Raw genomic sequence first — 20,315 nt, 5'->3', positions numbered from 1 at the left:
CGTTCAGCCCCCTGCCAGGCCAGCGTCCAGTACCGACCTCGCGATCGGCGCGGCTACCGAACCTCCGGTGGCCGCCAGCGCCCGATCGCCGCCGTTCTCGACGATCACCGCGATGGCGATCTTCGGGTTCTGCGCGGGCGCGAAGGCCATATACCAGGCGTGGGGCGGGGTGTTACGGGGATTGCTGCCGTGTTCGGCGGTTCCGGTCTTGGACGCGATCTGGTAGCGCGTTCGCCCGCCGCCCGCGGTATTGGCTTCGGAGGCGATCATCAGGTCGGTCAGCGTCGACGCTACCGGCTGGCTCACGGCCTGGCCGATGCTGACCGGCTCGGTCTCGCCCAGGTCGGACAGATCGGGCGCTTGGATCCGGTCCACCAGGTACGGCTGCATTCTGGTGCCGCCGTTGGCGATGGTCGCGGCGATCACCGCGACATTGAGCGGGGTCACCGCAACATCGCGCTGGCCGATGCTGGATTGGCCCAGTGCCGCGTTGTCCGGGATCGGACCGACGGTGGACTCGGCCACGGGCATCGGCACGCCACGCATGGGACCGATGCCGAACGCCGCGGCCTCGTCCTTGAGCTTGGCCGCGCCGACCTTCACACCCAGTTCCACGAACGCGGTGTTGCACGACCGCCGGAACGCCTCGTAGAGGCTGGCGGTGGGCTGGTCGCCGCAGGTGCTGCCGTTGTAGTTCTCCAGCGTGGTGCTGGTGCCGGGCAGGGTGATGTTGGGCGCGGCGGTGAACTGGTCGTTGGGCCCGGCCACCCCGTTGGACAGCGCCGCGGCGGTGACCACGGCCTTGAACGTCGAGCCGGGCGGGTAGGTCTGCGAGATCGCGCGATTGAGCATCGGCTGGGTGGGGTCGGTGCTCAGCCGTTCCCAGGCCGCCTTGCCCGCGGCGCCGTCGTGCGCGGACAGCTCGTTGGGGTCGTAGCTGGGCGTGGAGACCATGGTCAAGATCTTGCCGGTGCTCGGCTCGATCGCCACGACGGAGCCGGTGTAGCCCTTCGACGTCATCTGGTCGTAGGCCACCTGCTGCATGATCGGATTCAGCGTGGTCAGCACGTTGGCCCCGCGCGGATCGCGACCGGCGAACATGTCGATCAGTCGGCGACCGAACAGGCTCGAGTCATTGCCCGACAGCAACGGATCCTCGGCCAGTTCCAGGCCGGTCTTGCCGTACTGCATCGAGTAGAAACCGGTGATCGGTGCGTAAGCCGGTGGGGTGGAAGGGTATTCGCGCAGGTACTTGTACCGGTCGTCGGTGGCCACCGAGCTCGCCAGCACCGTGCCGTCCGCGGAGATCTGACCGCGCTGGCGCGAGTACTCGTCCAGCAGCACCCGCGAGTTACGCGGATCCGCGCGCAGGTCGTCGGCCTTGACCACCTGCAGGTAGGTCGCGTTCACGAGCAACGCCACCACCATCACCATGACGGCGACGGCGACGCGACGCAGTGGTGTATTCATTCGCTCACCCTGCTTTCCGGCCTGCGGACCAGCTCTGTCGCGGCGTCGGCGATCGGCGCCGGGGCACGCTTGCGCGCCGGGGCCGGTGCGCGCGCGGCATCGGAGATCTTCATCAACAGCGCCAGCAGCGCGTAGTTCGCCAGCAGCGACGATCCGCCGTAGGAGATGAACGGCGTGGTCAGACCGGTCAGCGGGATCAGTTTGGTGACACCGCCCACGACCACGAAGATCTGGATCGCGATGGTGAACGACAGACCGGCGGCCAGCAGCTTGCCGAAGCTGTCGCGCACGGCGAGCGCGGTGCGCAGCCCGCGCACGATGAAGATCAGGAACAGCATCAGCACCGCGGTCAGGCCGATCAGGCCCAGTTCCTCGCCGATGGTGGTGACGATGAAGTCGGTCTTGGCGAACGGCACCGTGTCCGGTCGACCACTGCCCAGACCCGTGCCCGCAAGGCCGCCGGTGGCGAAACCGAACATCGACTGCGAGATCTGGTAACCGGTGTTGTGGTAGTCGTCGAACGGGTGCAGCCAGGTGTCCACGCGCACGCGCACATGCCCGAACAGCTGATAGGCGAACACGAAACCCAGCGTGAGCAGCCCGCCGCCGATGATCAGCCAACCCACCCGCTCGGTGGCGATGTAGATCATCACCAGCACCGTGCCGAAGATGAGCAGCGAAGTGCCCAAGTCCTTTTCGAGCACGAGCACGCCGATGCACACGACCCACACGATCAGCACCGGGCCCATATCGCGCGGACGCGGCCACTCCATGCCGAGGAAGTGCTTGCCCGCCGCGGTGAACAGGTCACGCTTGGCCACCAGCACGCCCGCGAAGAACACGATCAGCGCGATCTTCGCGAATTCGCCGGGCTGCATGCTGAATCCGGGCAGCCGGATCCAGATCTTGGCGCCGTTGACTTCGGAGAAACGGCTGGGCAACAGTGCCGGAATCGCCAGCGCGATCAGCCCGACCAGGCCTACTGTGTAGGTGTAACGCGCCAGCGTGCGGTAGTCCCGCAAGACCACGAGCAGGCCGATGAACACCACGATGCCCAAGCCGGTCCACATGATCTGCTGGTTGGCGTCGGGCGAGGGCACCGGGGTCGCGTTGTACTTGGCCAGCTGTGCCTCGGCCAGATCCAGGCGATGGATCAGCACCAGCCCTAAACCGTTGAGCAGCGCCACGATCGGTAGCAGCAGCGGGTCGGCGAACGGCGCGAACCGGCGCACCGCCAGATGCGCGATCCCGAACAGCGCCAGGAACGCCACCCCGTACTTGGCGATGTCCCAGGTGATCGACTGTTCCTGGCTCGCCTCCACGATGAACAGCGACACCGTCGTGATTCCCGCCGCGCCCGCCAACAGCAGCAACTCCTGGTTGCGGCGTGTCGACGGTGGTGGCGCGGGCGCGAATCCGCCGGGGGGACTTGGGAAGGCCCCGGCCGACGGCTGTGGGGGTGCGGACATCAGTCCGTCACCCGGCAGTTCTCCCCTGAGATCTGCGGGGGTGTGGTGGTGGTCGGTACCGGCGCGGTGGTCGGCGCGGGCGTGGTCGGCGTCGCCGGCTGATCAGGGCCGGGAGTCGGTGTCGCGCCGGGGATCACCGGCGTGGGCTCGGGCGGCAGCACGCCGGGCTGCGGGACCGCTTCCTTCTTCACGCACGGCGGCAGGAGCTCTTTCTTCAGCGCCTTCATGCTGTCGCGTGCCTTGTCCAGCGAGTCCGGCGGCAGACTCTTGCGCACCTGTTCGCGCACGGCCTGCTGCAGGTCGGCCACCATCAGCTTCTTGCACCCGGCCGGCGCAGACTTGCCCGCTTCCACCACCGTGAGCTCGCTCTGGTTGGTCACACAGGCCGTGAGCTCCACGTCCTGGATGGAGTAGCCGAGGATCGAACCGGGCAGCCCTCGCATCACGACCACCTGGTCGTTGTCGGCGCCCACGTAGTAGTTGCTGCGAATCATCTTGTAGCCCACCACGAGTCCCACCGTGACCGCGGCGATCAACGCCACCGACAGCAGCAGCCAGCGCAGTTTGTGCGACTTGGTCTCCACCGGCGGCGGTGCCGCAGCGGCCCGGCGCGGTTGCGCGCGCGGGGGACGCATGGCGGCGGCCCGACCCGCGGCGGTGTTCGGCGGCGGGGCGTCCTCCTCCTGCTCGGTGGAGGCGGCACCGGCCAGGATCGGATGACTCTGGCCGTAGTCCAGGTCGATCACGTCGGCCACGACAACGGTGACGTTGTCGGGACCGCCTGAGCGCAAAGCCAATTCGATGAGCCGGTCGGCGCACTCGTCGGTATTGCCCTCGCGCATGGTGTTGCCGATGGTCTCGTCGCTGACCACATCGGACAGGCCGTCCGAGCACAGCAGATACCGGTCGCCCGCGCGGGATTCGCGCATGATCAGCGTCGGCTCGATCTCGTTGCCGGTCAGCGCGCGCATGATCAGCGAACGCTGCGGGTGCGTGTGCGCCTGCTCGGCGGTGATCCGACCCTCGTCCACCAGCGACTGCACGAACGTGTCGTCGCGGGTGATCTGGGTCAGCTCGCCGTCGCGCAACATGTACGCGCGCGAGTCACCGATGTGCACCAGGCCCAGCTTGCGTCCCGCGAACAGGATGGCGGTGAGCGTGGTGCCCATGCCGTCGAGTTCGGGTTCGGCCTCGACATGATCGGCGATCGCGGCATTGCCGGAATGCGTTGCGTGGTCGAGCTTTCCGAGGATGTCGTCGCCGGGCTCGTCGTCGTCGAGATGCGCCAGTGCGGCGATCATCAACTGGGAGGCCACTTCTCCGGCGGCGTGCCCACCCATGCCGTCGGCCAGCGCGAGCAGTCGTGCCCCCGCGTAGACCGAATCTTCGTTGTTGCCCCGGACGAGTCCGCGGTCGCTTCGCGCGGTGTAGCGCAGAACAAGAGTCACGATCGCAGCTCGATCACTGTTTTGCCGACCCGGACAGGAGTACCGAGCGGAACGCGGACGGCGGTGGTGACTTTCGCGCGGTCGAGATAGGTGCCATTGGTAGAACCGAGGTCCTCCACGTACCAGTCGTCACCACGCTGAGACAGTCGCGCGTGCCTGGTCGAGGCGTAGTCGTCGGTGAGTACCAGCGTCGAATCGTCGGCGCGTCCGATGAGAACCGGTTGCGTGCCGAGGGTGATCCGAGTGCCGGCCAGTGATCCATGAGTCACCACTAGATACTTGGCGCCCTTCTGGCTTCGGCTGAAGGAGGGCAGACCGATGGACCCGCGATTTCCGCGGGTTGCCCTCGGCTGAATCCGTATGCCGGATGCCGCGTAGATATCGCTGCGCAAGGTCCGCAGAACGGCCCAGACGAACAACCAGAGCAGCAGCAGGAACCCCGCGCGGGTCAGTTGCAGGATCAATCCCTGCACGGCGTTCCACCTCCTGTTCGCCCGGGTACGTCGATACGGCGGGTGCGGCGCGAACCACCCCCACCAGCGTGCTGGCTTGCGGGTCCCGAGGTCGGGACCGTGCGTGTAATGGCAGCATCATAGAGCCGACAGCGTCGACTCGAGACGTGCACCGCGCAGCTTACGGGATCAGACGATCCGGATCAGGATCTCGGAATGTCCGGCCCGGATGACGTCGCCGTCGGCGAGCTGCCAATCCTGCACGGGGGAGCCGTTGACCAGAGTTCCGTTGGTGGAACCCAGATCTGACAGCATGGCCGTCTGACCGTCCCAGCGCACCTCGATGTGGCGTCGCGAGACGCCGGTATCGGGGAGCCGGAAGTGGGCGTCCTGGCCGCGGCCGATGATGTTGGAACCCTCGCGCAGCGCGTAGGTGCGGCCGCTGCCGTCGTCGAGCTGCAGCGTGGCCGAGTAGCTGGACTGGGCGGGGGCGCCGTAGCCCGCGGCCTGCTGGCCGTAGCCCTGCTGCTGCGGTTCGGCGTAACCCTGCTGGCCGTAGCCGCCCTGCTGGTCGTAGGCGGGTTCGGCGTAGCCCTGCTGCCCGTAACCGGCCTGCTGGCCGTAGCCCTGCTGCTGCGGTTCGGCATAGCCTTGCTGGCCGTAGCCGCCCTGCTGGTCGTAGGCGGGTTCGGCGTAGCCCTGCTGCCCGTAACCGGCCTGCTGGCCGTAGCCCTGCTGCTGCGGTTCCGCGTAACCCTGCTGGCCGTAGCCACCCTGCTGGTCGTACGCGGGCTGGTCGTAGCCGGGGGCGGGCGCGGGGGCGCCGTAGCCACCCTGCTGGCTGTACGCCTGCTGGCCGTAGCCACCCTGCTGGTCGTAGCCGGGCTCGCCGTACGCGGGCGCGGCGCCGTACCCGGGCTGGCCGTAACCGGGCTGCGCGGGCGCGGCCGGGTCGTAGCCGTTCTGGTAGTCGCCGCCGTATCCGGGCTGCGCCTCGGGCGCGCCGTAGCCACCGCGGCCGTAATCATCGGCAGGGTAGGGAGCCCCCGGCGCGGCAGCGGGCGGCTGGTACCCGCGGTTGCGTGGATCGGACTCCGCGGGCTCTCGGCCGGGCTCGTAGCCTGAGTTATGCGTCATGGGGCCAGCTCCTGGTTGCGGGTGTGCGGGTCGTTGTGGCGGTTCGGGGCGAGGTGGGGCCGTCCCACGGCCTGCGTCGGGGTCGACGCGGCCGCTCGCTCTGAACATTCCGGTGTGCAGCGTAGGTGATGCCTCGAACGCCACGTGTACTTCGCCGTAGGTCTGCCACCCCTGCTCGCGGATGTAATCCTGCAAGTGTTTGGCGAACGCTTTGGTTGTCAGGTCGTGGTCGGCGTCGAGCTTGCCGTGATCGGTCTCGTTGATCGTGATCACGTAACTGTTGGGCGCCAGTCGATGCCCGCCCTCCAGATCCTGGATCTGATCTGCGGCTTCCCGCTGCAGCGCGGCCTCCACCTCCTGGGGGACCACACTGCCGCCGAACACCCGCGCGAACACGTCACCGACAGCGCCTTGTAGACGACGTTCGAATCTAGAGACGATCCCCATCACAGCCCTCCCTTCGGTGCGCGTGTCCGCCCTCCTCGACACACTGTTACGGCGTGTCCGAACCCGACCACGTTCCTTGCATGATATCCACGATCCTCCACCTGGGTAACTCCCGGCGGCTCCGCCTGGTTCCCCCGCCGAATTTCGCCGCATCGTCGCAGGTCAGGGAATCGATTTTATTTTCACACGCGGGGCATGTTAGATTTTTCCAGTCGCTCGGGCGAGTGGCGGAATGGCAGACGCGCTGGCTTCAGGTGCCAGTGTCCGTAAGGACGTGGGGGTTCAAGTCCCCCTTCGCCCACCAGACTAAAGGCTCGATCCAATCGGATCGGGCCTTCAGTCGTTTTCGGGCTCAGGGGCGGGCGATGCGAAGCAGGGCGACCCGATCGTTGTGCGCGCGAGATCAGGCCTTGTGGGCGATGAGCAGGTGGTGCGGGATGGGTGGATTCGGCAGGGTGCGCTGTTCGACGGTGAGTCCGGCGGCGGTGAGTGCCGCGGTGACCTCGGCGACGGGGCGCAGGGTGAATCCGTAAGGGGTGAAGGGCATTTTGCCCATCGCTTCGGGGTCGCCGATGCCGATCACCGCTGTGCCGCCCTGGCGTAGGACGCGGGCGAGTTCGGCGCAGGCGGCGGGGAGGTCGTCGAGGAAGTAGATGGTGTTGACGGTGATCGCCGCGTCCAGGCTCGCATCGGGGAGGGGGAGGGCGGTGAGGGTGCCGTCGGCGAGGGCGAGGCGGCGCTCGGCGACTTCCATGGCGAAACGGCCGCGGGCGCGGGTGAGCATGTCAGGGGACGGCTCGATGCCGTGGGCCACGCCTTCGGCGCCGATGCGGGCGAGCAGCAACTCGAGCCCGACGCCGCCGCCGAAGCCGATGTCGGCGACCGTCGCGCCGGTGGTGGGGGCGGCGGCCTCGACGGCCGCCGCGATGGCACGTTTGTTGCCGCGATCGAGTACGAACGCCACGCCCTTACCGAGCACACCGTGCGGGTTGCCGAGCTGGCCGGCGATTGTCGTGAGCAGGCGATCTTTGACCCCGGTCATGTCGTCATCGTAGGGGGATCCACTCGTCGCCGATGCCTCAGCGTGATCGGAATACTTCTCTTCGGCCGGGAATTCGGGTTCGATACCGACCGTGTCGTCTGTAACTCGCGTTCTCGCCCTTGCCCTCGTATCGATGTGCGCCTGGGCGGGTCCGGCGTCGGCCGACCCGGTGACGGGTCCGCTGGCGACCAATCCTTTTCTCGGTCCGTTGGGGACGGCGACAATGCACGGCGACGCGGGGTCGTCGGATGTGACGCCGTTGGCGGGGCCGCGGCCGGGTGCGGCGGTCACGGTGTATCCGCTCGCGGCGGCCTGCCCGACGCTGCTGCAAGGGTCCGACGGGCTGGTGGTCGGGTTGTGCACGGCGATCGCGGGGCAGACGCCGACGGTGTTTCTGTTCGACGCCGCGGCGACCGGGCCGGTCGGTAAGGCCGTGGCCTCGTTGCCGTTGGCCAGGGGGAGCCTGCTGGGCGGGGTGTACGCGTATCTCGACAACGAGGACCGCCTGGTGGTGGTCGACGGTGGGCGGCAGCTGTTGCGGGTCGCTCATGTGCGAAACGGGGACGGGGCGTGGCGGTTGGAGGCCGGCGTTCAGGCGGATCTGTCCGGCGCGATTCCGCAGGGGGACAACGTGACCGGGCTCGTGCCCGACTGGGCGGGCAATGTCTGGTTCGCGACGGGGCGCGGGATCGTCGGGTTCGTCGATGCGCAGGGCCGCGTCGCGACGGTGACGCTGCCGTCCGGCGAGCAGGTGACCAACAGCATCTCCTCCGCACCCAATGGCGGTGTAGCCGTCGCCAGTTCGCACGCGCTCTACGAACTGCGAGCCGAAGACGGTCTACCCGAACTGCTCTGGCGCGCACCCTACGACCGCGGGTCCGCGCGCAAGCCGGGACAGCTGGGCTGGGGGACAGGGTCGACACCCACCTACTTCGGACCCGTGACCGGCGACGAATACCTCGCCATCGTCGACAACGCCGACGACCAGGTGAAGCTGATCGTGGCGCGCTCGGGCTCGGGGGAGCAGGTCTGCTCGATTCCGGTGCCGGTGCGTGGCAGTGAGAATTCGCCGATCGCGATCGGTTCGTCGATCTTCGTCGCAAGCACCTACGGCTACCCGTATCCCGCCGTTCCCGAGGGTGCCGGACCTGCGGTTCCCGCGAACGCGCCGTTCCGCGGCGGCTTGAGCCGTGTCGATCTCACCGTCGGCGGGTGTGTCCCGGTGTGGGACAGCGCGATCCGTAGCGCCGCCGTGCCGCGACTGTCGCTGGCCGACGGCGGCATCCACACCGTGCGCCGCGTCGGACCCGACATGACAACCCCCCTCGACGGATTCGACTATGTCGTGATCGACCCCGAAACCGGGGCTGTTCGCACCTCCACACCCCTGCCAGGCACTGTCGCCGAGGATCCGCTGCAGATGGCCGCGCTCATCGCGCGCGACGGCGCGCTGTGGCAGGGGACCATCTCCGGGGTCGTGCGCGTGGGTTGATCGTCGGCGGGCACGTCGTGTCCTGCCGGTGACCTCTTTGCCCCGTCGGCCGCCGAATAGTCCTCGCGGGCCGTAGATGAGTCGAACGTCACACTGGCCTACTCGGGGCCGTGTTCCTGCTGTTCTCCTGCCGATTTCGAGGTGTTCGGCGGACCTTTCGCAACCGGTCATCCGTCCAGTTATGGGCCTCGAATCCAGTCTTTTCCCCCGATTGCTGAGTGGCGATCATGTTTGCAGGCCTGTAAACAAACTCGAGGTCTCTTTTGACGTTTCAACTGGTCGGCAACTGTAATTCCGTTGCTGTAACCGCAGGTGAACGGCTATGGCGAGACCGCAGTGTGATCGGGGGCAACCCCGACCGATATTCGCCTGAGATAGCTGAGACGGATGAATGACTCGTTTTCGAAGGTTTGCCGGGGGTGAATTCTCGGTGCCGCCGACTGCTCGATCTCCGCGATGCCGGAAGTTTGCTGCAGGTGTGAAAATTGGTGTGTCCACAGGCCTTTGCAGGTTCGCAATTCCTACCCCGGACCTGCGCGTTGGGGGTTGCGTGGGCATAACGATTGTGTACAGTTGACGGTAACGCTGGCCGCAGTTCGAGCCCGACTCGCTGCGGCCAGCGGAACTCAAATGGGGGAGTTCTTCACCGTCTCGTAACCTTCCGTAGCTGCCGGTTGTCCCGTGCCGTCCCGGGGCCGTGTGCTCGGAGTTGTCGGCCGCGCAAATGCACGCACACCTGCGAGCTCAGACGCGGTCGAGAACCTGTGACGGTGCGCCGAGCCACCGCTGCGTCGGATCCGGCAGCGCGGCCGGTGCCACTGCCAGCGCATCCTGTTCCTCGGCCACCCGCCTGCCGATCCCGAACACGTAGAACAGGAACAGCGCCTCCGCCGCGAACCCGAACGCGATCCGCGCGGGCGCGGGCAGCCCGCTGGGCGTCACGAACCCCTCCAGCAGTCCACACACCAGCAGCACACCCACCAGCCCCAGCGCCACGGTCGCGGTGGCCCGCCCCTGCCTGGCCATCGCAGCGGCCCTGCTGCGCCCGCCGGGGTCCACCAGCGTCCACCCCAGCTTCAACCCCACCCCACCCGCCACGAACAGCGCGGTGAGCTCCAGCGTGCCGTGCGGGAGGATGAAGCCGAAGAACGAGTCCAGCCGCCCCGCGTCGGCCATCAATCCACCGGTTATCCCCAGGTTCAGGGCATTCATGAACAATGCATACACAGCCGGCAGGATCAGTACACCGGTGAACAACGCGATCGCCGAGACCAGTGAATTGTGGGTCCACACCTTCGCCGCGAAGGCGTCGTTGGGGTGTTCGGAGTAGTACGTTTCGAACGAACCCCCAGGTCCGGTGACTGTGGACAGATCTCCGTCGGGTATCCCCAGTGCATCGCGCGCGGCCGCGGACTTATCCACAAGCACGGCGATCACGGTCGAGACGGCGAGAAAAATCGCAGTTGTCCCCAACCACCACGGCCAGGCTCTATACACAGCCGCGGGAAAGTATCGGGTGAAGAAACGGCCCACTTCCTGCCACGGTTGCGACTTCGCCGACAGCACCCGGCCGCGCGCTCGCGCCAGCAGCGCGCTGAGCCGTTCCACCAGCTCCGGATCGGGCTGGTGGCCTTGCAGTTTCGCCAACTGTTGCGAGGTGGATCGGTACAACCGCACCAGCTCGTCGGCTTCGGCACCGGTCAGCTTGCGCTGACGCACCAACTGATCCAGGCGGTACCACGAACGTTGGTGCGCCCAGCTGTAGGAATCGGTGTCCATATCGGGAATGCTAGCGATATGGCTGAATTCACCACCGGCGAAGCGGTGGCGCTGCACCTCCCGATCGCGCGCATCCCCAGCCGTGCGGGCGCTTTTCTGCTCGACCTGACGCTGCAGCTGATGCTGGCGCTGACGCTGCAGTACGCGCTGACGGTGATCCTGTTGACCACCGACGCGGACTCCGCCTGGCTGTCGGTGAGCATGGTTGTCACGGTGGTGACCGTGCTGATCGCCTACCCGGTTTGCAGTGAAACCCTCACGCGCGGACGCTCACTGGGCAAGATGGCGTTCGGTCTGCGGGTGGTGCGCGCCGACGCCGGGCCGATCGATTTCCGGCACGCGCTCACCCGTGGACTGGCGGGCGCGATTGTGGATTTCTGGATGCTCGGCGCGTTCGGCGCGGTCGCGGTGATCACGTCGCTGAGTTCACGCGACGGCAAACGGGTGGGCGATGTGCTGGCTGGAACGGTGGTTGTCCACAACCGGCAGGCCATGCCGTCACCCTCGCTGGCCGTCGCGCCGCCGTGGCTCACAGCCTGGTCGGCGCGGCTGGATCCCAGTGGCATCTCCGATGAATTGGCGGCGGCCGCACGCCGGTATCTCACCCGCCTGCCGACATTGACCCCGCCCACACAGCACTATTTGGGCACGCAGCTGGTCGAGGCGATGTGTGTGGAATTGCGTTGTCCACAGCCTGTGGGCTACCCGCCGTATCACGTGCTCGGCGCGATCATGGCTCGGCGACAGCAGCTTTCGCGCGTGTAGATCCACAGCCTGTGGATGAATCGCCTGTGGATGAATTCGGCGATGTTCGAACGCGCCTGTGCACGAATCCCCCTGTGGATGAATCTGTTAGCGAACCGGTGGATGAGCTGTGAGTACCGGTGGAAACTCCCGTTATCCACAATGTGGTGTGGCTGTGCACAATTCGCGTTATGCACAGCCCTACAGCGAGCCGGACTGCTTCAGTTCGAGGTACTCGTCGGCCAGCGCCTCTGGCAGTTGATCGGGGGCCGCGGCCACCACGGCGACCCCGCGCCGTCGCAGCGATTCCTGCACCACAGCGCGCTCGGCCAACACGGTTTCGGCGGCAGCCGCCGAGTACACCGCGGTCCTATCGCCCGCCGCCGCGGCGATTTCCGGGTCGGTGACCGACACGATCAGCACCCGGTGCCGACGGGTCAAAGTCGGCAAGGCGGGCAGCAGATGCTCGGTGACCGTCGGCCCGTCCAGACTGGTGAACCACACGATCAACGCACGCCTGCGAACCCGCGAAATCACCGTGCGCACAAGGCCGGTCGTATCGGTGTCCACCAGCTGTGGAGTAACGCCCGCGAGGGTGTGCATAAGTTTCAACGGCAGCTGATTGCCGCCCACGCCACTGACTTCCGCGCGCACCCGCTGGTCATAGGCCAACAGGTCGACGGTGTCACCCGCCGCCGCAGCCAACCCACCCAGCAGCAGCGCCGCCTCGATCGCACTGTCCAGCCGGGTGCCCTCGCCGACCCGGCCCGCACTGGCCCGCCCGGTATCCACCACCATCAGCATGTGCCGGTTGCGTTCGGGCCGCCAGGTGCGCACCAGCACGTCGTTGGCGCGCGCGGTGGCCCGCCAATCGATACTGCGTACGTCGTCACCCGCCACGTACTCACGGAACGAATCGAACTCGGTGCCCTGCCCACGCGTATTGGCCACATTGCGGCCCTCGAGATGGTGCAGCCGCTTCACCTTCGAACGCAGCAGTCGCTCACTGCGGAACGCGGGCAGCGCGCGCACGCGAGCGGGCACATCGATGCGGCTCTGTCGGCCCGCCAGTCCGAGCGGTCCGAGCAGCCGCACCGTCACCGGGCCCGCGACCCGATCGCCGCGGTAGGTGGGAGTCAGCTTGGTACGCAGCCGGATTCGCGTATGCGGCGCCAGGTCCAGGTGATGGCCGCGCAGTTCGGCGCGCGCACTATCGGGCCATGAGTCCCACAGCGTGCCGCGCACAGTGCCCGTGCCGACATTGGTGACCGCCAACTCCACCTCGGCGCTGCGACCCAACCGCACCACCGTCAACGGCTCGCGGGTCACCGACAACGCATCGGCCCGCGCGGTCAACGCGACGTCGACCAGCAGCACCGTCACCAGCACCGCGCACGCGGCCAGCACACCCACAGCTGTCGGCACCACGAACATCACCACCGCCGCCGCGACCGTGGCGAGCAGCGCGAACCGGCCTGTGACCACCACGTCGCTAGACCGGAACCGGCACCGAGACCAGCAACGACGAGAGCACACCCTCGGTGCTCACCCCGTCCAGCTCCGCCTCCGGCCGCAACTGCAGACGATGCCGAAGCACTGCCATCGCAACGGTTTTCACGTCGTCGGGCGTCACATACGCGCGGCCGTTGAGCCAGGCGTACGCACGCGCGGCGGCCAGCAGCGCGGTCGCGCCACGCGTGGACGCACCGTGCGCGACGGCGGGGGAGGAGCGGGTCGCGCGGCACAGGTCCACGATGTAGGCCAGCACCTCAGGGCTCACCGTCACCTGCCCGACCGCCGCGCGGGCGGCCGCGATGTGCTCGGGCCCGGCCACCGGACGCAGCCCCGCCGCGCCGAGGTCGCGCGGGTCGAAGCCGGCGGCGTGCCGCTGCAGGATGCGGAACTCGTCGTCGCGGTCGGGCAGCCTGATATCGACCTTGAACAGGAATCGGTCCAGCTGCGCCTCGGGCAGCGGGTACGTGCCCTCCTGCTCGATCGGGTTCTGGGTGGCGATCACCACGAACGGATCGGGCAGCGGGCGCGGCTGGCCGTCGACCGAAACCTGGCGCTCCTCCATCGATTCCAGCAGCGACGACTGGGTTTTCGGTGGCGTGCGGTTGATCTCGTCGGCCAGCAGCAGGTTGGTGAACACCGGCCCCTTGCGGAAGGTGAACTCCGCCGAATGCGGGTCGTAGATCTGCGACCCGGTGACATCGCCCGGCATCAGATCAGGGGTGAACTGCACCCGCGCGTGCTCGAGGTCCAGCGAGGTCGCCAGCGCGCGCACCAGCAGCGTCTTCGCCACGCCGGGAACACCTTCCAGCAGCACATGGCCGCGGCACAGCAGCGCCAGCACCAGGTACAGCACGGCCTGATCGTTGCCGACCACCGCCTTGCCGATCTCGGTGCGCAACGCGGCCAGCGCCGCCGCGGCTTCGGTCGCGCTCGGTGGTTTCTGCAGGACTGTGTTGTCGGTCATCCGAGCTCCGTCTCGATCCATTCGAGGTGTGCGGCAATGTAATTCAGCGTCGTCTCGTCGGACACCTCGCCGAACAGAACGGTGCCGATCTGCGCGGCGGGCACGCCGAGACGTGCCGCCACGGTATTCACGAGCTGATCGTCGGTGAACTCCCGGCCCAGCCGCGGCTTGATCCGCCGCAGCGTCGCCGACCGCAAGATCCCCGCCACGTGCGCCACGTCACCGGACTTGCGGTACAACCCCGCCTGACCGGCGAGCAGTTCGTTCGCAGGCACCTCGACCGGTCGCGGCTCACCGACCAGCGCCCCCCGCCTGCGCGCCCGCCACCAGATCACCGCGGCGAACGCGAGCAGGAACTGCAGCCCACCGAACGCGAGCCACCCAGGCAGCCGGGTGAAGATCGAGTCCTTGCCGCTGCCGAAGTCGAAGTCGTTATCGGAAGGCGGTTTGTCGGGTGGGTCCGGTGGTGCGGGCAAGTCGGGGGGAGTAGGTGCGGTCGGGGCGCCGCAGGACTGCATCGTGGCGTAGAGCAACAAGGCAATAGCGAGCCCCGCGGCTAGCGCTGCCCAGAATCGCGGGCTGTGCAGAATCGCGGGCAGCGGCGGAAGTTTCTTGCGCTGCTTGGGTTCTCGCTCGACAACCTCGATCTCTTGTGGATCGAGGACCGGCGGCGGCGCGGATTGGGAGTAGCGATCGGCGTACTCGAGCCGACGGTATTCGTCCTCGGTAGCCGCGCGACCGCCGTAGACAACTTCATCGAAACTGTGTGCGGCCGGGTGCAATTCGACCGAATGCTCCGGCGGCAGAGCGGTAGTCGCGTCATCGGCGGTTTCCTGCGCCGTGCGAGAACGACGAACCGGCAAACTGCCGTCCTGCTCGAGCCCACGCAACACCGCACGAAAACGCTCACGCAACGCACGGTCGTAATCACGCCTGCCAGCAGCACTTTCGGCAGCAGCTCGATGCTCGGCAGCGGCACCGAGACGTGGCTGCGGCGGAATCCCATCGGGCGGATTCGTCATCGGCGACCACCCGGAATCCTGATATCCAAGCCCTCACGCACACACCGTCGACTGATGTAGCAGAGCACGCGACTGTTCGCCTCGACGATCTCACTCACGACCACCACCAGCAGACACCCACCCACCAGCAACGTGATCACGGCCCACTGGTGAGTACCGGAGACATCGGTGAGAAAGAACGGAATCCCGAACGCGGGCACAGCAAGTGCCGCGAAAAGAAGCCGCTGAGTAAGCCACAACCCCGCAGTCGACCAGACCGCCCCGTGCATGAGCTCCTTCGAACGCCCAACGGCCACCCCGAAACCGACGCCCTCCGCAACGATCACCGGCTCGGTGACAAACCGCCGCGCCCGCACATTCGAAAGCCAAATCAGCGCAAGCGGATACGTGATGATCAAAATGCTGCCCAACAGCAACACCCCGACCCCGCTGAGCGTGAACATGATCTGCGCCGAAATCAGCGCCCCCGCATGATGACTCGCACCCCGCAGCCCATCGAGCACCCCGTACCGAACCCCGTTGAAATCGGCCAACGCAATCGCGGTAGTCGCCCCGCGCAGTACCAGCCGAACCACCCACACACAGGTAGCGGTCGACAGCACCGCAGCCCACCCGGTCCCCGCATCAGACCCATCGGTGAGATGCGAAACCGTCCCGGTAAACGCAAGAACGACAAGAACCCCCACCACCAGCGCCCCACCGCCGAGCACAGCAAAGGCCCGAAGATGGGCCTGGATCAGCGCGAACGGCTCATCGAGCAACTCGCGAAAACGCAGCGGACGAACCGGCACCGTGGGTGGCGTCGGCGGCAGCGATGAAGACCTGCGCGCCGGATCGATTCCCGCCCCGACGGCGCCAACCGTTTCGACGGGGGGACGCACGCGCCGAGTGTAACCAACCCGCCCCACCTAGACCCCGTATGTCTTTTCGTACGGAGGGGCCCGCCCCGATCTGGACTGAGTGGAGGGTGCGACGAAGGAGTACCCGGAGGGAGGGAAGATCGGGGGCCCGAAGGGCCCCGACTCGAGCGCGTCAGCGCTCCAACAAACACAGCAAGGCGCACAGCCCAGGACCAGTTCTAACCAGGCAGTCCCTACCCAACGCATACAGCCCAGGACCAGTTTTACCCAGGCAATTCCCTACTTCGGCAGCGCAACCCGAGTCGTCTTCAACCGCCCCCGCAACGTCACCTCTTCCCCCAGAACCCACTGCGCAGCCTCCCCCGCACCCGCCGCCTCCAACGTCGTAGCCGAACTCAACAACCGCCCCTCGTACTGCTTCGACAACTCACAAAGCCGCGCAGCCTCATTCACCGCATCCCCGATCACCGTGAACTCATACCGGTTATGCGTGCCCACGTTCCCCGCCACCACCCGCCCAGCAGCCACCCCGATCCCCGCATCCAAATCCGAAGCGTCCTTCAGCCGCCGCTGAATAGCCCGCCCACAAGACAACGCCGACCCCGCAAGGTCTTCCAACGGAGCAGGCGTCCCGAACACCGCCAACGCCGCGTCTCCTTCGAACTTGTTCAACAACCCCCCATGCCGCTCGACCTCGTCGACGACGATGTCGAAGAACCGGTTCAGAATCCCCACGATCTCCGGTGCGGGCAGTGTCGCCGCCATCGTCGTGGATCCGATGATGTCGATGAACAGCGCCGCGGCCTCGGTTTCGGTGCCGCCGAGTACCGGCTGTGACGCGATGGCCGCCATCGCCACGTCGTGGCCCACGTGCTTGCCGAACAGGTCCTCGATCATGGCGCGTTCGCGCAACCCGTGCACCATCATGTTGAACCCGCTCTGCAGTTCGCCCAGTTCGGTGCCGTCGTAGAGCGGGATCTCGGCGGCGAGGTCACCGTTTTCCACCCGGCGCAGCGCCTGCCGCACACCCTTGATCGGCGCGACCGTGGCGGCGACGACCTGGGCCATGAGGATCAACCCGAACAGCAGCGCCGACCCGCCGAGGCTGAGCATGCAGACCGCGAGTCGGGCCTTGCTCACCGCCGGGTCGGCCAGTGCCCACACCGCAACCGTCATCGACAGCGCGACCGGCACCCCGACCCCGACCAGCCACGACAGCATGGTGCGGCCGAATACGCCGATGCCGCGACGGCGGTGCGGGTCGGCGGCGAGCACGCGCGCGGTGACGGGGCGCAGGGCGAATTCGATGATCAGGTACGAGTTGGCGCACACGACGATGGCGGCGGCGCCGATCGCGAGCACGACCTTGGGGATGAGCGCGGGTTCGAGCACGCCGTAGATCACGGTGAGCACGATCAGCGTCAACGTCCACAGCACCGCCTGCTGCAACACCATCCAGCGCGGCGCCGACACGGTGACGCGCTGTTCGTGCGGCGTCGGCACCTGTTCGGTGTCGGTGGCCCAGCGCATCGACCGCACCCCGGCCACCGTGCCCCACACCGTGCCGACGGCCAGCGCCAGCCCGGCACAGACCGGTGTGATCACGGTGTTGACCAGCAACAATTCCCTGGTGAACACCGTGGGCCCCGGCAGCACGAAGCCGGCGAGCACCACGACCATGGTGATGCCGATGAGATTGGCGATGATCAGCGGAATGGTGAGCAACAACTGCACTCGAACGCGGCGCGCCATCGACTTCTCGTCGACCGGTCCGAGCAGCGGGGAGCCCCACGGCGCTGATCTCACGCCGGCGGGTCCATCGCGGTTGATCACCCTCGAACTGTAAACCGGTCTACCCGGTACCGGCAGTAGAGTAGCTCAGGTCACTGCCCGCGTCGGGCCGCTATACAAACTGGTAGTCACCGGTTTTGTGATCATCCACCGGGCAGCCGCACGAGAACGCGTCTGCGCAGCTATTCGATGTACAAGTGTTCACTCAGCGCGCGGGCGGCAGCTGACGCGGATCGTTGCCGGGCAGTTCGTCGTGGCGGCCGGGCAGCTCGCCGTGCCCGTGTCCACCGGGCAGTCCATTGCCCTGACCGGCGGGCAGCGCGGAGTAGTTCGGCGCCGACTGGTACTGCCGCGGATCCGGATGGAACCGGCTGGACGGCGCGTCGACCACGTTCGAGGCGATCTGCTGCGCGTACGGCTGCTGCTGGTAGGCGCCGGGCGGCAGGAATCCCTGGACGGGCTGTCCCTGCAGCTGATATCCGGCGGGCACGGCCTGCGGCGCCGAGGAATCCTGCGTATCGACAGCGACCTTGCGAGTGCGCCGCAGCGTGAACGTCACCTCTTCGACCTCCTCGAACGCCTGCCGCGCGGTCCGCATGGGATGCGTGGCCGAGTCGAAGGCGTTGGCCACGAACGCGGGCACCAGCGGACGAATCCACCGCGCGGCGGTATCGGTGAACGGCACGGTCCCGATGATCGGCAGTTCCAGGCCGCCACTGGGCGCCGGCTGAACAGGGGCCTGCTGCGCGGGCACCAACGCCCCCGAGGTCCCGGTGGGCAGCGCGTGCTGGACGTACCCGGCGGGCAGCTGCGATGTCACGTTCGGCTCCAGAGACACGGAGTCGTCCTTTCGATGCGGCTCGGAGAATCCGAGCTCGAAACCGCCGATCGCGGCGATGATCCTGGTGCGCTGACGTTCTCGATCGATCACGGTATCGGCCTCGATGGCCAGTTGTGCGGCGGTGAGCTCGTGTTCGGCGCGCATCGCCGCGGTTTCGGTGCGGACCTCGGCGCGTTTCACCGCGATGGCGGCGTCGGCTTCACGCTGGGCCCGATCCGCGACCTCGGCGGCGTCGACGCGACGATCCAGGGAGGTTTCCCCGCGCCACCAGCGCAGCAGCAGCGGCAGCAGGGCGAGCACGACTCCGGCGACAAGAATGAGCAGTCGCAAAGCGGCGGCACCGGCGTGCGACGAGGTGTAGCTGTTCATGGCCAACCAGCGCGCGCCCAGCCCTCGGTCACCCTCGGCGAACGCGGTGGTCCGCGCGGCGGCAAGGGCGGCGGATTCGGTGCGAACCCGCTGGTCGAGGCCTTCGATGCGACCCTGCGAGGTGGCCAGTTGCTTGCGGGCGTCGTCGAGCATGTCGTTGGCGGTCTGCGCTTCGGGACCGCGACCCGGTACGCCGGTGATCCTGGTCTGCGGGCATTCCGGCGTCGGGTTGAACTCGCACCGCGCGATCACCAGCGACCGGTCGATCTCGGCCTGCGACTTGGCGATGCTCAGGTCAAGGGCCCCGCGGTCGGCGGTGGCCAGGTCGAACGAGGTGCGGGCGGCGACCACTGCGGGCGCGTTCTCGGCGTCGGCGTGCGCGCGCACGTCCAGTTCCCGGTCGACGGTGGCGCCCAGCAGCACGGTGGCGGCCAGTTCGGCGACGAACGCCCCGGCCAGCACGCCGACACCGATCCGGGCGGCCATACCGAGCCGATCGTCGTCGGCACCGGGACGCGTGGTGGCCAATGCCCGCCCGAGCGCACCCGCGGCGACCACGACGACCAGCGCGAACAGCACCGCGAGAACCACCCCGCTCGAGGCGGCCAGCAGCGCGGCCATCGCCACCAGTCCCGCGATCACCGCGAACAGCGCTACCGCCGCACCGGTGATCAGGTAGCGGCTCTGTTCATGGTTGTAGGCCTGGTCAGCGCCCGTTTCGGGGTCCCTACGCGCGGGCGTGGCGAGCCCGCCGCCCAGCCAGGTGAGTAAGCCGGTCATCAATTCTCCCCGGGTCGAGCTCCACAGGCATGGCGAAACTGTCATGGATTCGTGCTGTCAGCGTGACAGGCCGTCAGGCGACACACCGAGCGTCGAAGGGTCGCTTGTGGTCAGCCTCACAGTCATGTCGACCGGGCATCGTGCGCGCGCCCGACATTTCGGCGACGACCTCGGCGTGTCACACCCGGCGAGCCGAGGCGAACCGCCGCCCGCGCCGAATTTGTGTCCAAGGACACTGCCCAGAGTTAGCCAGCGGTGTGCTGTGGCGCACATTCGACAATACAGACCGTACGGTCGGCCCACTGGCGCGCTCGTCGGGGCCCGTGTCGGGAATATCTCACCGCCCACACCCCTGGTTAGCGGGGATAGCAGGTTTGACCAGGTCAAGGAACGGGAAATCTGCTGCGGTGCAGGTGAGTTCAGCTTTCGGCCTCGGGTCGAAGGCTGATCGCAGGCTGCTCGTCGACGGTGTTCGCGCAGGTGAGCACGGGTTGTTCGGGATCGATCCAGGCCCCGGTCTGCTTTACACTGGACGACGCGCGCGACGATGCAAGCGGTCGTTACAAAGCCCAGCTAGACGGGGTAGTTAGCTCAACCTTAGTTGGTTGGGTCTGCCGTCTGACTTATCGTTTGCTCTTACGCCGAACGCACCCATGTTCGGCACAACCACCCGATCGAGGGCCGGTGAAACCG

The 20,315-nt window shown here is 67.3% G+C and carries 15 protein-coding genes and 1 tRNA gene; 3 read left to right on the top strand and 13 right to left on the bottom strand.

Features of this window, described 5'->3' with window-relative positions; translation table 11 throughout:
- Nucleotides 1–3 precede the first annotated feature (3 nt).
- The 5 genes from ACFWU5_RS22170 to ACFWU5_RS22150 all read right to left on the bottom strand — a co-directional run bounded on the left by ACFWU5_RS22170 (nucleotide 4) and on the right by ACFWU5_RS22150 (nucleotide 6,423).
- Nucleotides 4–1,470: a peptidoglycan D,D-transpeptidase FtsI family protein gene (locus ACFWU5_RS22170; protein WP_379245246.1), complete on the bottom strand. Its 1,467-nt coding sequence runs from the start codon at nucleotides 1,468–1,470 to the stop codon at nucleotides 4–6.
- Nucleotides 1,467–2,939 carry an FtsW/RodA/SpoVE family cell cycle protein gene (locus tag ACFWU5_RS22165; protein ID WP_379245244.1) on the bottom strand — a complete coding sequence of 491 codons (1,473 nt, stop codon included), beginning with the start codon at nucleotides 2,937–2,939 and terminating at the stop codon, nucleotides 1,467–1,469. Before ACFWU5_RS22165 ends, ACFWU5_RS22170 begins: the two co-directional genes overlap by 4 nt.
- Nucleotides 2,939–4,387 (bottom strand): PP2C family protein-serine/threonine phosphatase, encoded by a 1,449-nt coding sequence (locus tag ACFWU5_RS22160; protein ID WP_379268565.1) that lies wholly within the window; start codon nucleotides 4,385–4,387, stop codon nucleotides 2,939–2,941. Before ACFWU5_RS22160 ends, ACFWU5_RS22165 begins: the two co-directional genes overlap by 1 nt.
- Nucleotides 4,384–4,860, bottom strand: a complete 477-nt coding sequence (locus ACFWU5_RS22155) for an FHA domain-containing protein (protein WP_062992366.1) — start codon at nucleotides 4,858–4,860, stop codon at nucleotides 4,384–4,386. The genes ACFWU5_RS22160 and ACFWU5_RS22155 overlap by 4 nt, the downstream gene beginning before the upstream one ends.
- A gap of 168 nt (nucleotides 4,861–5,028) precedes the next feature.
- Nucleotides 5,029–6,423 carry a DUF3662 and FHA domain-containing protein gene (locus tag ACFWU5_RS22150; RefSeq protein WP_379268564.1) on the bottom strand — a complete coding sequence of 465 codons (1,395 nt, stop codon included), beginning with the start codon at nucleotides 6,421–6,423 and terminating at the stop codon, nucleotides 5,029–5,031.
- 218 nt (nucleotides 6,424–6,641) lie between these two features.
- On the opposite strand from ACFWU5_RS22150, the gene ACFWU5_RS22145 reads away from it, so the two are divergent.
- A tRNA-Leu gene (locus tag ACFWU5_RS22145) sits at nucleotides 6,642–6,727 on the top strand.
- A gap of 99 nt (nucleotides 6,728–6,826) precedes the next feature.
- Here the strand turns inward: ACFWU5_RS22145 and ACFWU5_RS22140 are convergent.
- Complete coding sequence (locus tag ACFWU5_RS22140; RefSeq protein WP_379268562.1) at nucleotides 6,827–7,465, bottom strand: class I SAM-dependent methyltransferase; 639 nt, start codon at nucleotides 7,463–7,465, stop codon at nucleotides 6,827–6,829.
- A 133-nt stretch (nucleotides 7,466–7,598) separates the two neighbouring features.
- Here ACFWU5_RS22140 and ACFWU5_RS22135 point away from each other — a divergent pair, with 133 nt between their 5' ends.
- The gene (locus ACFWU5_RS22135) at nucleotides 7,599–8,957 is read left to right on the top strand and encodes a hypothetical protein (protein WP_379268594.1); all 1,359 of its coding nucleotides are present in this window, start codon (nucleotides 7,599–7,601) and stop codon (nucleotides 8,955–8,957) included.
- Nucleotides 8,958–9,701: 744 nt separating this feature from the next.
- Here ACFWU5_RS22135 and ACFWU5_RS22130 read toward each other — a convergent pair.
- A complete protein-coding gene (locus ACFWU5_RS22130) occupies nucleotides 9,702–10,736 on the bottom strand; it encodes a stage II sporulation protein M (RefSeq protein WP_379268560.1) in 1,035 nt (344 codons plus the stop codon).
- A gap of 18 nt (nucleotides 10,737–10,754) precedes the next feature.
- On the opposite strand from ACFWU5_RS22130, the gene ACFWU5_RS22125 reads away from it, so the two are divergent.
- The gene (locus ACFWU5_RS22125) at nucleotides 10,755–11,501 is read left to right on the top strand and encodes an RDD family protein (RefSeq protein WP_379268559.1); all 747 of its coding nucleotides are present in this window, start codon (nucleotides 10,755–10,757) and stop codon (nucleotides 11,499–11,501) included.
- A 180-nt stretch (nucleotides 11,502–11,681) separates the two neighbouring features.
- Here ACFWU5_RS22125 and ACFWU5_RS22120 read toward each other — a convergent pair whose 3' ends face one another.
- The 6 genes from ACFWU5_RS22120 to ACFWU5_RS22095 all read right to left on the bottom strand — a co-directional run bounded on the left by ACFWU5_RS22120 (nucleotide 11,682) and on the right by ACFWU5_RS22095 (nucleotide 19,622).
- Nucleotides 11,682–12,968, bottom strand: a complete 1,287-nt coding sequence (locus tag ACFWU5_RS22120) for a DUF58 domain-containing protein (RefSeq protein WP_379268557.1) — start codon at nucleotides 12,966–12,968, stop codon at nucleotides 11,682–11,684.
- Nucleotides 12,969–12,972: 4 nt separating this feature from the next.
- A complete protein-coding gene (locus tag ACFWU5_RS22115) occupies nucleotides 12,973–13,959 on the bottom strand; it encodes an AAA family ATPase (RefSeq protein WP_379245230.1) in 987 nt (328 codons plus the stop codon).
- On the bottom strand, nucleotides 13,956–14,981 hold the full coding sequence (locus ACFWU5_RS22110) for a DUF4129 domain-containing protein (protein WP_379268555.1): 1,026 nt from the start codon (nucleotides 14,979–14,981) through the stop codon (nucleotides 13,956–13,958). The genes ACFWU5_RS22115 and ACFWU5_RS22110 overlap by 4 nt, the downstream gene beginning before the upstream one ends.
- Nucleotides 14,978–15,862, bottom strand: coding sequence for a hypothetical protein (locus ACFWU5_RS22105; RefSeq protein ID WP_379268554.1), 885 nt, complete (start codon nucleotides 15,860–15,862; stop codon nucleotides 14,978–14,980). The genes ACFWU5_RS22110 and ACFWU5_RS22105 overlap by 4 nt, the downstream gene beginning before the upstream one ends.
- Nucleotides 15,863–16,120: 258 nt before the next feature.
- Complete coding sequence (locus ACFWU5_RS22100) at nucleotides 16,121–17,674, bottom strand: adenylate/guanylate cyclase domain-containing protein (protein ID WP_379268553.1); 1,554 nt, start codon at nucleotides 17,672–17,674, stop codon at nucleotides 16,121–16,123.
- A 163-nt stretch (nucleotides 17,675–17,837) separates the two neighbouring features.
- Entirely contained in the window at nucleotides 17,838–19,622 is a 1,785-nt protein-coding gene (locus ACFWU5_RS22095) for a DUF4407 domain-containing protein (protein WP_379268552.1), read from the bottom strand.
- Between the last annotated feature and the right edge of the window lie 693 nt (nucleotides 19,623–20,315).

The sequence above is a fragment of the Nocardia sp. NPDC058640 genome, from assembly GCF_042716995.1.
Lineage (GTDB): Bacteria > Actinomycetota > Actinomycetes > Mycobacteriales > Mycobacteriaceae > Nocardia.
Note: the sequence above shows the minus strand (reverse complement) of the source record. Positions and strands in the feature narration are given on the sequence as shown.

What these genes read in the sequence shown, in the direction of transcription:
- ACFWU5_RS22135 (WP_379268594.1), top strand. Translation starts at nt 7,599, where the DNA reads ATGTGCGCCTGGGCGGGTCCGGCGTCGGCCGACCCGGTGACGGGTCCG.
- ACFWU5_RS22130 (WP_379268560.1), bottom strand. Translation starts at nt 10,736, where the DNA reads ATGGACACCGATTCCTACAGCTGGGCGCACCAACGTTCGTGGTACCGC.
- ACFWU5_RS22170 (WP_379245246.1), bottom strand. Translation starts at nt 1,470, where the DNA reads ATGAATACACCACTGCGTCGCGTCGCCGTCGCCGTCATGGTGATGGTG.
- ACFWU5_RS22115 (WP_379245230.1), bottom strand. Translation starts at nt 13,959, where the DNA reads ATGACCGACAACACAGTCCTGCAGAAACCACCGAGCGCGACCGAAGCC.
- ACFWU5_RS22095 (WP_379268552.1), bottom strand. Translation starts at nt 19,622, where the DNA reads ATGACCGGCTTACTCACCTGGCTGGGCGGCGGGCTCGCCACGCCCGCG.
- ACFWU5_RS22165 (WP_379245244.1), bottom strand. Translation starts at nt 2,939, where the DNA reads ATGTCCGCACCCCCACAGCCGTCGGCCGGGGCCTTCCCAAGTCCCCCC.
- ACFWU5_RS22125 (WP_379268559.1), top strand. Translation starts at nt 10,755, where the DNA reads ATGGCTGAATTCACCACCGGCGAAGCGGTGGCGCTGCACCTCCCGATC.
- ACFWU5_RS22110 (WP_379268555.1), bottom strand. Translation starts at nt 14,981, where the DNA reads ATGACGAATCCGCCCGATGGGATTCCGCCGCAGCCACGTCTCGGTGCC.
- ACFWU5_RS22140 (WP_379268562.1), bottom strand. Translation starts at nt 7,465, where the DNA reads ATGACCGGGGTCAAAGATCGCCTGCTCACGACAATCGCCGGCCAGCTC.
- ACFWU5_RS22150 (WP_379268564.1), bottom strand. Translation starts at nt 6,423, where the DNA reads ATGGGGATCGTCTCTAGATTCGAACGTCGTCTACAAGGCGCTGTCGGT.